The sequence below is a fragment of the Methylobacterium sp. J-048 genome (assembly GCF_022829515.1).
In the GTDB taxonomy this organism is placed as follows: domain Bacteria; phylum Pseudomonadota; class Alphaproteobacteria; order Rhizobiales; family Beijerinckiaceae; genus Methylobacterium.
This window is the reverse complement of record NZ_JAKSYL010000173.1, coordinates 91249-102468: the sequence shown is the minus strand read 5'-3', so window position 1 is coordinate 102468 and position 11220 is coordinate 91249. Positions and strand designations below refer to the sequence as shown.

Annotated in this window: 10 protein-coding genes and 1 pseudogene; 6 read left to right on the top strand and 5 right to left on the bottom strand. The window is 68.0% G+C overall.

What is annotated here, in order from left to right:
- A pseudogene (locus MKL09_RS17500) lies at positions 1–124 on the top strand (IS5/IS1182 family transposase); the annotation flags it as partial.
- A 294-nt stretch (positions 125–418) separates the two neighbouring features.
- Here the strand turns inward: MKL09_RS17500 and MKL09_RS17495 are convergent.
- A complete protein-coding gene (locus MKL09_RS17495; protein WP_244022147.1) occupies positions 419–1630 on the bottom strand; it encodes a tyrosine-type recombinase/integrase in 1212 nt (403 codons plus the stop codon).
- 443 nt (positions 1631–2073) lie between these two features.
- On the opposite strand from MKL09_RS17495, the gene MKL09_RS17490 reads away from it, so the two are divergent.
- From MKL09_RS17490 to MKL09_RS17480, 3 genes are all read left to right on the top strand, one after another.
- The gene (locus tag MKL09_RS17490) at positions 2074–2421 is read left to right on the top strand and encodes a hypothetical protein (protein ID WP_244022145.1); all 348 of its coding nucleotides are present in this window, start codon (positions 2074–2076) and stop codon (positions 2419–2421) included.
- Complete coding sequence (locus tag MKL09_RS17485; RefSeq protein ID WP_244022144.1) at positions 2422–2961, top strand: acyltransferase; 540 nt, start codon at positions 2422–2424, stop codon at positions 2959–2961. It begins immediately after the preceding gene.
- Positions 2962–3046: 85 nt separating this feature from the next.
- Positions 3047–3271, top strand: a complete 225-nt coding sequence (locus MKL09_RS17480; protein WP_244022142.1) for a hypothetical protein — start codon at positions 3047–3049, stop codon at positions 3269–3271.
- A 35-nt stretch (positions 3272–3306) separates the two neighbouring features.
- Here MKL09_RS17480 and MKL09_RS17475 read toward each other — a convergent pair whose 3' ends face one another.
- Both MKL09_RS17475 and MKL09_RS17470 read right to left on the bottom strand, forming a co-directional pair.
- Positions 3307–4212, bottom strand: a complete 906-nt coding sequence (locus MKL09_RS17475) for an alpha/beta fold hydrolase (RefSeq protein ID WP_244022140.1) — start codon at positions 4210–4212, stop codon at positions 3307–3309.
- Positions 4213–5226 carry an SDR family oxidoreductase gene (locus MKL09_RS17470; protein ID WP_244022138.1) on the bottom strand — a complete coding sequence of 338 codons (1014 nt, stop codon included), beginning with the start codon at positions 5224–5226 and terminating at the stop codon, positions 4213–4215.
- A gap of 178 nt (positions 5227–5404) precedes the next feature.
- On the opposite strand from MKL09_RS17470, the gene selA reads away from it, so the two are divergent.
- Both selA and MKL09_RS17460 read left to right on the top strand, forming a co-directional pair.
- The gene (gene selA / locus MKL09_RS17465; protein ID WP_244022136.1) at positions 5405–6862 is read left to right on the top strand and encodes an L-seryl-tRNA(Sec) selenium transferase; all 1458 of its coding nucleotides are present in this window, start codon (positions 5405–5407) and stop codon (positions 6860–6862) included.
- A gap of 115 nt (positions 6863–6977) precedes the next feature.
- Positions 6978–7454: a MarR family winged helix-turn-helix transcriptional regulator gene (locus MKL09_RS17460; RefSeq protein ID WP_244022134.1), complete on the top strand. Its 477-nt coding sequence runs from the start codon at positions 6978–6980 to the stop codon at positions 7452–7454.
- A gap of 6 nt (positions 7455–7460) precedes the next feature.
- Here the strand turns inward: MKL09_RS17460 and MKL09_RS17455 are convergent, their stop codons facing one another.
- A complete protein-coding gene (locus tag MKL09_RS17455) occupies positions 7461–8807 on the bottom strand; it encodes a pentapeptide repeat-containing protein (RefSeq protein ID WP_244022132.1) in 1347 nt (448 codons plus the stop codon).
- 46 nt (positions 8808–8853) lie between these two features.
- Positions 8854–11166: an FdhF/YdeP family oxidoreductase gene (locus MKL09_RS17450; RefSeq protein WP_244022130.1), complete on the bottom strand. Its 2313-nt coding sequence runs from the start codon at positions 11164–11166 to the stop codon at positions 8854–8856.
- Between the last annotated feature and the right edge of the window lie 54 nt (positions 11167–11220).

Here is an 11220-nt window from a genome sequence, read left to right as displayed (position 1 = left end):
CGCCTGGATCAGCCGCAACCGGCGCCTCTGGAAGGATGCGGAAGCGACCCTCGCCTCCGCCAGAGCCTTCCTCTACGCCGCAGCCATCATGATCCTCGTCAGACGCCTCGCCCGATCGCCCTGACTTCTCGGACGGACTCTAAGGGCGATCTGGGAAGCAAGGTCCGCCGGCAGGCTTTCGAGGTAGTTGTGAGCCATTTGCTCGCTCCAATGCGCTGCGTATCGGCAACGCAACGCGGATTATACGTGACCATGAGCGGTGTTATCAAGACAGTAGCGAATTATGCACAGCATTGGTAATGTCAAAAATGGTCAGGTCCGATCTTTGATGATCATTTAATCGCAATAATTTCGGTATATCTGGTAGATCAAGCTGCATTATGGAATATCTTTCGTCGATAGGTGGGTTAAAATGATTTTAGCGTTTGCGAAATTCCTTGGCAGCGCCATCGACGTATTCAGACCAATCAGATAAGGCGCTTTTCTTTTCTTTGTTGTACACTGCCCTGTTATAAACTCCCGCAACACCCATTTTCGAAGGACGGGTTATGTGGTTGACCACAGCCTCGACCACATGTGGCAGAATTCCAAGATGCTCATTCATGTGAGTTACGACGGTGCGGCGCAAATCGTGGATGCGCCAGGGCTGAATACCGGGTGCGTTCTCCCCGAAAAACCAAATTCGAGATTCGTTTATGCGGTTGTCGAGAGAAGTTTTGCACCGTGACCAGCCCTGAAAAGGGCCATCCGCATCGCCAAAAATGCAGTCTCGCCCCAGTCTGACCGGCACGCTGTTGAGAATGGCGAGTGCACCTGCCGAGAGCGGCACGTCGTGCGGAAGCCCATTCTTGGTGCGCTCGGCCGGCAAGCGCCAGAAATTCGTGGCTCGGTCGATTTCCGACCAACGCATGCCGCCAACCTCGTTGCGGCGCTGCCCCGTCAAAAGCAGCAAGCGAATGATGCGGCCGTGGTCGTCGTCTCGGCAGGCTGTCCAAACCTCGCCTATTTCCGTCCGAGTTAGCACGCGGGTGCGGCTGGTTTCCTCGACGGCCTTCCCGGTGGCGATAACCGGATTCGCCTCAACCAAGCCCTGGCGCATCGCCCAGGTGAAAAGGGCCGAGACGCAGGTGCGACCGCGATTGGCCGCGTGGGGACCGTGCTTCTCTGCCACGTCATTGAGCCAGGTCGCCACGTCGCGCCGCGCAACGGTGTGGGCCGGCATTTCGTGCAGCGGCACCAGGTAGCGGTTCAGGTATCGCTCGGCCTCGACATACGATCGCGGGCGCAAGCGGATTTCCGCCTGCTTGAGGTATTCGGTTGCGACAGTGGATAGGGTGATGGCTGCGCGGGCGCGGGCTTCCATCTTTTCTGTCTGCGGATCGCCGCCGAGCTGCGCCTTGGCGAGAATTTCCTTTGCGCGCTTTCGGGCCGCCTCGGGGTCAAGAACCGCTACGTTTGCCAGCGTCACCCGCCGGTGCTTCGCGCCGACCCGATATTGCACGATCCACGAGCGCTTGCCGCCAGCCCTTAGGCGGATGCCGAAGCCGGGAAGCCCCTCATCGAAGACGATCCGCTCGGTTTTCCCGGGCAGGATTTCCAAGGTAGCGATGTTTGCGCGCGTTAACCGCATGGGACCCTCTGCCGGGAAGCGGCGGGGAAGCGTAGCCTTTGCTTCCCAGCGCTGTTGCCCGGTCACATCGGAAAGAGGGTATGCCGCCGAAGTAATTGATAAACAATCCCTAATGATGCCTTCCGGCGCCCCGCGATTCCGCTCCGAATCGCATTTACACGGAGAGGGTCGGGGGTTCGAGTCCCTCACCGCCCACCAGCGTCGGCAAGGACTTCACCGGGGTACCGGCCTTCGGAGGGCCTCGCCTCCCCAAATAGTTTCCAGAAACCATATCTCGTGCGCGGATCCGATCGGGCGGCGATGGCCGAGCGGATCGTCGGCGCGCGCGCCTGCGGCGGCTGACCGACGCCGGGCCGCTGCACCCGCATTCCTCACGCCCGGTCGATCCGCGCCGCCCCAACACTACATACCTGGGCTCGCGTGGTGGTGGCCGGAGATGTCGTGTGCCTGTGCGTCTGCTGAACAACGGCAACAACAAGATCCAGATCGCGCAGGATTTTCTCGACACTTCGGATGGGACGATCACCATCAACGGCGATGGCAGTCATGTCCTGATCGGGGACGGGGCCAATGCGTTCGAGCGGATGTCGCTCACCTGCGGGCCGAGTTCGACCGTGCATATCAGCCACGGTGTGCGGCTGGCCTCCGCGCAGATCTACGTGTGCCCGCATACGAAGCTGCTGATCGGGCATCACAGCGCCTTCGCCAACGAGGGCCAGATCTTCGTGCACGAGACGAAGCCGATCACCATCGGGCACAATTGCCTGATCTCGGAAGGGGGCAATTTCTGAGTGAGCGATGCCCCTTCGATCGTCGACCTCGAATCCGGCCGCCGGATCAATCCGTCGAGGCCGATCCATGTCGGTCACCGGGTCTGGCTCGGCCGCAATGTCAGCGTATTCAAGGGCGCGCATATCGGCGATGGCGCGATCATCGGAGCTCAGTCGATCGTCAGCGGCGTGATCCCGGGCAACACCTTGGCGTATGGGTCGCCCGCCCGGGTCGTGCGGGAGAACGTGACCTGGGACATCAATCTGATCCCCGATGACGGGTCCGATCCCGGCCTGGCGCGTGAGAAAGCGCATCCGGCCGATGGCAAGGTCCGGCCGAGCGGCGGCCACCTCGCCCTGGCGGAGGCGAATTACCGGACGGAGGCGGTCCAGACCGTGCTGGCCGCCGTCCTTGCCTGCCAGAGCTGGCGTGGGCTCGACCGGAAGAAGTTTCGGCGGCTGATCGCCGAGGCCGGCAGCGCGATCCCGAATGCCGGGCCGGCTTCGGTACAGCACGCCGTCCTGCTGGCCGAGGCTCGCAAGGTCCTCTGGCTTGGGTGAGCGCCCGTCCGCACCGTCGGTCCATTATGTCGGCTTCCGGGACGACCGCTATTGGAACGCAGTTCGTCTGTTCGGAGGCCCACGGGTGATCCATCGGTGCTGGGATTTCTATGCCAGCCGCGATGTCGGGCCGGGCGACGTGGTGATCTTCGCCGAGGGTGACGAGACGCAGCCGCTGGCTGACCGCAACGCCACCGAGATCGACGAACGCTGGCTGCCCGAGCCCCGCCTGGATCCGGGCGACGAGAGCACCGCCCCGAAAGGTGGTTGCCGGCTTTCGGAAAATGGCGATGCACAATCAAAGACCTAACGCATCGTGCCGGCTCTGATATCCGGCACGATGCGTTAGCGCCCGATCGATAGAGCCGCCCGCACGACCGCGTCGGCGTGGAAGTGCGGGAACATGTGCCCGGCCCCGGGCAGCATCGCGAGGGTCGCGCCCGGGATCATCCGGGCCGCCAGGACGCCGTGGAGATAGGAGTTCACCACGATGTCGGCGCCACCGCACAGGATGCGGGTGGGCACCCGGAGGTTGGGATAACGCAGCGCGCTGCGCGTCAGCGCCGGCCAGAGCGAGCCGGCATCCTCGCCCTCGGCGGTGATCTGTGCGGCGCGGCCGGCGAGGGCGAACGGGAAGTCCTGGCGAAAGTGCGCGGGCATCGCCTGGGGCAGGAACATCGCGTTCCAGAGCAGCGGCAGCAGGGCCGGATCGCTCGAGGCGTGCAGGATCCAGGTCAGAAGATCGCCGCTAAGCGGCAGCGCCCGCGGGCCGAACAGCAGGTGCTCCAGGCGCAATTCCGGAAAGCAGACCGGCGCCAGGGAGACGATCCCGGCTATTTCGTCCGGGTAGAGCATTCCGTAGGCCAGGGCGACCGCACCGCCGAACGAGTGGCCGAGGATCACCGGCCTCTCCAGACCGAGTTGCCGAACCGCATCCCGGATGCAGGCGGCCTGGTCCCAGACATCGGCGCCGCGGCCCCGCGGCCGCACGCTGAAGCCATGCCCGGGACGGTCCACCGCGATCACCCGGAAATGCTCGGCCAAAGCCGGCACCGGGCCGAGCCATTGGTCCTCGAGGCACATCAGCGTGCCGTGGATCGCCACGAGATCGGGGCCCGATCCCGTCTCGGCATACGCGATGGTCCGGTCGTCCGGGAGGTGGACAAGCCGGCGCGGCACGATGCGCGGATCGAGCTTGCCATCCTGCGGCGGATGGGCGGGACCCGGGAGGGAGCGCGCGGCGACGGCCAATTACAGCCGCTTCCTGCGGCTGGGGGCGGTCCCGATCAAGGCCAGGGCCGCGACCGCGCCGACACCGAGCAGCCCGGCCGTCGTGGCGAGGGGGTGCAGGCTCGCCCGCGTGTACGCACTGGTGCGCATCACGTAGACGGGCGGGTCGCCCCGGGTTGCGCCGGCCGACACCGGCGCATGCAGGGCCCCTGCTGGGTCGCGGGGCGGGAAGCCGCGCTTCTGCATCGCGATAATGGCCGGGGCCAGATAATCGTAGGCCCCGGGGGCGAATTGCTTGCCGGCCACGAAGGCTTTTCCGGCGCCCCCGACGAAGATGTCGCGCTGCGGGTGCACGGCCGCGTGCAGGATCGCGTTGGCGACCTCCTCGGGCGGATAGATCGGCGGCGGCAGGCTCGGCTCGCGATCCATGTAGTTGCGCGCGCGCTGGGGCAGGGGCGTGTCGATCGAGGCGGGCTTAACCAGGGTCACCGAGATCGGCGCGTCCTCGTCCATCAGCTCCATGCGCAGGGCGTCGGTAAACCCTTTCACGGCGTGCTTCGAGGCCGCGTACATGCCCTGGAACGGGAAGGCGAGGTCGGAGGCGATGCTGCCGACATTGATCAGCGCGCCGCCCTGCTTGTGCAGGTGCTCGACGGCGACCAGCGACCCGTAGATCGTGCCCCAGAGATTGGTCTGGATCAGGCGCTGGTGATCCGCGTCGCTGATCTCGCGCAGGCGCCCGTAGATCGAGGCGCCCGCAACGTTGACCCAGGTGTCGAAGCCGCCGAACGTCGCGATCGCCCGGTCGGCCACCGCCTGGACGTCGGCACGGCTGCCGACATCGGCGACCACGTGGAGCGCCTTGCCGCCGACGCCCTCGATCTCGGCCTGGATCTTGGCCAAGGCGTCGCCGCTGCGCGCGGCCAGCACCACCCGGGCGCCGCGCTCGGCCGCCATCCGGGCGGTCGCCAAACCGATGCCGGACGATGCGCCGGTGATCACCACGACCTGCTCGCTGAGCGGCTTGTGCTTCATCGGTCTTCCCCACATCCGCGATCACCGCAGGCGGCCGGGCCGTCGCGTTCACGCTAAGGGGTAGTCCCGCGACGGGCCGCCCGGTTCCGGATCGGCCGCGGGTGATCACGTCGCAGGCGCTTTCGCCACCTGCGCCGGGCTGGTCCTGCGCGCAGGCGTGGTTATCTCTCAGCGGCACATGACACGCTCAGCAGCACCCCGCTCGATTCCCGACGATGCCGCGCAGGCCCCGCGCCGGATCCCCTCGGTGGAGCATCTCGTCGGCGGCGCTGCGGAGGAAGTCCTCGCCGCCTATGGGCGCACGGCCGTCACCGATGCGGTCCGGGCGGTGCTGGCCGGGATCCGGGCGGCGGGCGGGCCGGTGCCGGACGCGGCGGCGATCCGCTCCGCGGCCGTCGAAATGCTCGCCGCCGAGCGTCGGCCGTCGCTGCGACCGGTGTTCAACCTCACCGGAACGGTGCTGCACACCAATCTCGGCCGGGCGCTGCTGCCGCGCTCCGCCGCTGCCGCGGTGTCCGCCGTGATGGTCCAGGCGAGCAACCTCGAATTCGATCTCGCCACTGGCGCACGGGGCGAGCGCGACGACCACGTCGAGGGCCTGATCTGCCGCCTGACCGGGGCGGAAGCCGCCATCGTCGTCAACAACAACGCCGCCGCGGTCCTGCTGGTGCTGAACGCCCTGGCGATGCGCAAGGAGGTCGTCGTCTCCCGCGGCGAATTGGTGGAGATCGGCGGCTCGTTCCGGGTGCCCGACGTGATGGCCCGGGCCGGCTGCCGGCTGCGCGAGGTCGGCACTACCAACCGCACCCATCTGCGCGACTTCGCCGAGGCCCTCGGGCCGCGCACCGGGCTGGTCATGAAGGTGCATCCGAGCAACTACGCGATCACCGGCTTCACCGCCGAGGCGGATCCGATCGCACTCCATGTTCTCTGCCGGGAGCACGGCGTGCCCCTGGCGGAGGATCTCGGCAGCGGCAGTCTGGTCGATCTCGCCGCCTACGGCCTGCCCCCCGAGCCCACCGTCCGGGCGGCCCTGGCCCGGGCGGACGTGGTGACCTTCAGCGGCGACAAGCTGCTCGGCGCGGTCCAGTGCGGGATCGTGGCCGGGCGGAAGGACCTGATCGCCCGGGTGCGCAGGAACCCGCTGAAGCGGGCACTGCGGGTCGACAAGATGACCTACGCGGCCCTGGAGGCGGTGCTGCGTCTGTACCTCCACCCCGAGCGGCTCGCCGAGGAGCTGCCGACCCTGCGCCTCCTTACCCGCCCGCAGGCGGCGATCGATGCGCAGGCCCGGGCCATCGCGTCCGCCGTGGCGGAACGGCTTACCGGCTGGGCCACGGTCACGGTCGCCGAATGCATCAGCCAGATCGGCTCCGGCGCGCTGCCGGTGGAGACCCTGCCCAGCGCCGCTCTGGTGCTGGTGCCCACCGGGGAGGGCGGTCGCCGCGGAGCCGGGGGGCGCTGCAAGCGCCTGGCCGAACGCCTGCGCGGATTGCCGGTGCCGGTGATCGGCCGCATCAGCGGCGATGCGGTCATGCTCGACCTCCGTACGCTGGAAGACGAAGCCGGGCTCCTGGACAGCCTATCGAACTTGTCAACTGCAGGTGACGGAGCGCAGGATCACCGGGGTTGTTGAGAAAGGTCTGGTCGAGCAGGCGCTTGCACGCCTATCGAGCGTGTTGTGTTAAGGATGACCGACCCGCGGTCGCGGTGCGAGACAGGCGGCCCTCGGACCGCGATGGGCGAGAAACATGTCGTATCCAGTGGACACGGTCGAGACGGAGCAGGCGACGGATCCGCTCCTCCTCGATAACCAGCTTTGCTATGCACTCTACGCTGCCGCGCATCGGATGACGAAGTCTTACCGACCGCTCCTGGAGCGGCTCGGCCTGACCTATCCGCAATATCTCGTCCTGCTGGTGCTGTGGGAGCAGGACGGCGTGACGGTCTCGGAGATCGGCCGGCGCCTGCGGCTCGATTCCGGCACGCTGACGCCGGTGCTGAAGCGCCTGGAGAGCGCGGGCTTCCTGGTCCGGACCCGGCGCCAGTCCGACGAGCGCGAGGTCGAGATCGCCCTGACGCCCCAGGGGGCCGCTCTGCGCTCGGAGGCTGTGACGGTGCGCGAGAGCGTGATGTGCCAGCTGGAACTCAGCGAGCCGGAGATCCGGGCTTTGCGCAAGGATCTCGGCGTGCTGATCGAGCGGCTGAGCGTGAACGGGAACGACTGACGGATCTCACCGCCGCAGACGGTTGCCCAGGACGAAGCCGTAGAGCCCCATCAGGATGATGCCGACCGCGCCTTCCAGGCCGACCAGCAGGTTGGTGACCCGCCCGGTCGGCTTGAGGCCGATGTCCGGCGGGTTGGCGGTCATCATGTTGAGCGCGCTGTAGCTCATCAGGTCGATGGGATTGTAGGTCGGTCCGGCCTCGGGGCCTTCCAGCACGATCAGGCCGCCGGTGAGCCCGTAGAGCCCGGCGAACACGACGATCAGAAGCGCGAAGGCGCGGGCGATGCGCGACAGGCTCTCCCCGTAATCGCACAGCCACTCGACGAAACGGTCGGCGCTCCAGCGGTAGCCGTGGCGCAGGATCCCGGCCCCGTCGCGCCTGGCCCAAGCCTCGCGCGCTTGCTGCCCGGCATGGAAGCGGCCCATCCGCCGGCCGCGCTTGTAGGCCCAGCTCGCCGCATCGTGGCTGCCGATGCTCTTCCAGTTCTGTTCCAGGGCGAGGTAGCTCGCCTGCGCCGGCTCGTAGGCACAGGACACCTCCTCGCCGACGGCGCCGCCGAGTTGCTCGACGCTCATCCGGGTACCGTTGAGCCAAGCGCCTGCGAAGCGGGCGTGCCGCAGCCGGCAGGTGGCGAGGTTGAGCCGGACGAGGTCGGTATCCGACAGGTCGGCGCCGGACAGGTCGGCGCCGTCGAGCTTAGCCCCTGTGAACTTGGCGCCGCGCAGGCGCGAGCCGGCCAACGACGCCTTGGTCAGGCTGGCGCCCTCGAAATCTGCATGGGTCAGGTTGGCGTCAGCGAGCTTGGCCTCGTCGAGCCGCGCGTTGCGGAACACGGTGTCGTCGGCGTCGGCCCCGGAGAAATCTGCACCCCACAAGTCGGCGTCGGCGAAATTCGCCCCGTCCAGCAGCGCGCCGGACAGGTCCGCGAACCGCATCGCGGCGTGTCCGAAGCGCGCATCCTCCAGCATGGCGGCGGCTAGCTTGACCTGTCCCGCCACGATGCCGGTGAAGTCCGCCCCCGATAGGTCGGCCTCGGACAGGTCGGCCTCCTCCAGGATCGCCCCGGCGAAGCGGGTCGAGCGCCCGACCGCCCCGGTGAGGCTGGCCCGGCGCAGGTTCGCCCCGGAGAAGTCGGCTTCTTCCATCCGCGCGCGCGACAGGTCGGCGCCGGCCAGGGTGAGGCCGCCCGATTCCGGATCCACGGGCGCCGACCCGAGGGCCACCAGGGCGGTGCTGCCGGCCGCGACATGCGCGAGGTCGAGGCCCGGCTCGCGGACGGGCGTGCCGGCCGCGATCAGGTCCAGGAGGCCGCGCAGGCGCGGCTCCACGTATCGAGGGCTGACCTGATCCATCCTGGCTCTTTGCCGGAGAGAGCGGCGGCGCGCCAGAGCCCTCGGCTCAGGTCGCCGCGGCGCTCACCCGCACGGTGATGGCCTTCGCGGCCGGCGTCTTGGACTGCTCGTCGTGATGCCAGAGCGGCAGCAGGACGTTCAGCTCGGGGTAGTAGCCGCCGCAATTGCCCTGCGGGATGTCGTAGGCGATCACCCGCAGGCCGCCGACGCGCCGCTTGATCCGATCGCCCGCCACCGCCTCGACATCGACGGAGCCGCCATCCTTGAGCCCGAGCCGGGCGATGTCCCCCCGGTTCATGAACAGGATGTCGCGGGTGCCCTTCACGCCGCGGAAACGGTCGTCGTAGCCGTAGACCGTGGTGTTGAACTGGTCGTTCGAGCGCAGGGTGATCAGGTCGAGCACGTCCGGGCCGTGCGCCGGCAGGTCGGGATCGGCCTCCAGCCCCTCCGGCACCGAAAAGTTCGCCCTGCCGGTGTCCGTCTCCCATTTCCGATCGCGGGCGCCGAGCGGCTTGGTGATGCCGCCGGGCCGGAACATCTGCCCGTTCAAGTCGTGGAACACCTTCGGGTAGGTCGCCTCGATCGCGTCGCGGACCCGGGCGTAATCGGCGACCCAGGCATCCCAGTCGATCCGCGGGTTATGCGGCAGCGCCGCCTTGGCGATCTCGGCGACGATCCACGGCTCGGAGCGCACCTCGGGGCCGACCGGGTCGGCGACGCCCCGGGAGCCGTGGAAGCGCGCGGTGGAGTCCTCCATCGAGACGGATTGCGGCCCGCTCGCCTGCTGGTCGATCTCGATGCGGCCGAGGCATGGCAGCATGTAGGCCACCGTGCCGTTCACCAGATGCGAGCGGTTGAGCTTGGTCGAGATCTGCACCGTCAGGCGCTGCCGCCGCCAGGCTGGCTCCATCCGCCCGGTATCGGGGATCGCGCGCAGGAAATTGCCGCCGAGGCTGACGAAGGCCCGGACACTGCCGTCGAGGATGCCCTCGCAAGTCTCGACCGTGTTCAGGCCCTTCTCCCGCGGCGGCTCGAAATCGTAGAGTTCCTTCAGCTTGTCGAGGGGCGCCAGCTCCGGCTTCTCGGTGATGCCGACCGTGCGCTGGCCCTGGACGTTCGAGTGGCCGCGCACCGGGCAGATCCCGGCGCCGGGCTTGCCGATATTGCCGCGCAGGAGCATCAGGTTCACCAGCATCCGCACGGTCTCGGTGCCCTTGCGGTGCTGGGTCAGGCCCATCCCGTAGATGCCGATCACCGCCTTGGCGCGGGCATAGGCCCCGGCCGCGGCTTCGAGGGCCGGGCGGGTGAGGCCGGAACGCCGCTCGATCGCCGCCCAATCCGCGCGATCGCAGAACGCCACGAACGCGTCGAAGCCATGGGTGTGCTCGGCGATGAAGGCGTGGTCGAGGATGGCGGGCTTGCCCGACGCGGTGGCGTCCCGGTCCATGGCGAGCAGCGACTTGCACAACCCGGTGATCGCCGCGAGGTCGCCCCCGGCCTTGACCTGGTGATACTGCGTCGAGATCTTGGTCGCCGATCGCGTCAGCATCTCCACCGGCGATTGCGGGTTGGTGAAGCGTTCGAGCCCGCGCTCGCGCAGCGGGTTGAAGGTGATGATCTGCGCCCCCCGGCGCCGCGCTTCCTGGAGCGGGTGGAGCATCCGCGGCGCGTTCGAGCCGACATTCTGGCCGAAGAAGAAGATCAGGTCGGTGGTCTCGAAATCCTCGAGCAGCACCGTGCCGACCGGCGCGCCGATCGATTGCGGCAGCGCCACCGAGGTCGGCTCGTGGCACATGTTGGAGGAATCCGGCAGGTTGTTGTTGCCGTAGAGGCGCGCCAGCAGCGCCCACATGTAGCTGGTCTCCAGCGAGGCCCGGCCCGAGGCGTAGAACACCGCCGATTTCGGGTCCTCCTCGCGCAGCGCCTTCAACTCCCGCCCGATCTCGGCAAACGCCTCGCTCCAGGAGACCGGCCGGTACCGGTCGGTCTCGGGATCGTAGCGCATGGGGTGGGTGAGCCGGCCCTGTTCTTCGAGGGCGTAGTCGCTCCAGCCGAGCAGCTCGGTGACCGTGTGGGCGGCGAAGAAGTCGGGGGTTGCCCGCCGCCGGGTCTGCTCCCAGGCGGTGGCCTTGGCGCCGTTCTCGCAATACTCGAAGGCGAGCGGCTTGGCCGGCTTCGCCCAGGCGCAGGACACGCACATGAACCCGTCCGGCTTGTTCTGCTTCACCAGCATGGCCGAGCCGGTGACCGGGACGCCCTCGCGGGTCAGGATCTCCACGAGGGAGCGAGCCGAGCCCCAGCCGCCTGCCGGGCCGTCGTAGGGTTCGATCCGTACGTCGCCGGTGTTCTGCTCGGTCATGCCGTCCTCCTGCCGGCACCTTCGCGTCCGGACCGGGGGGAACGCGCGAGGATG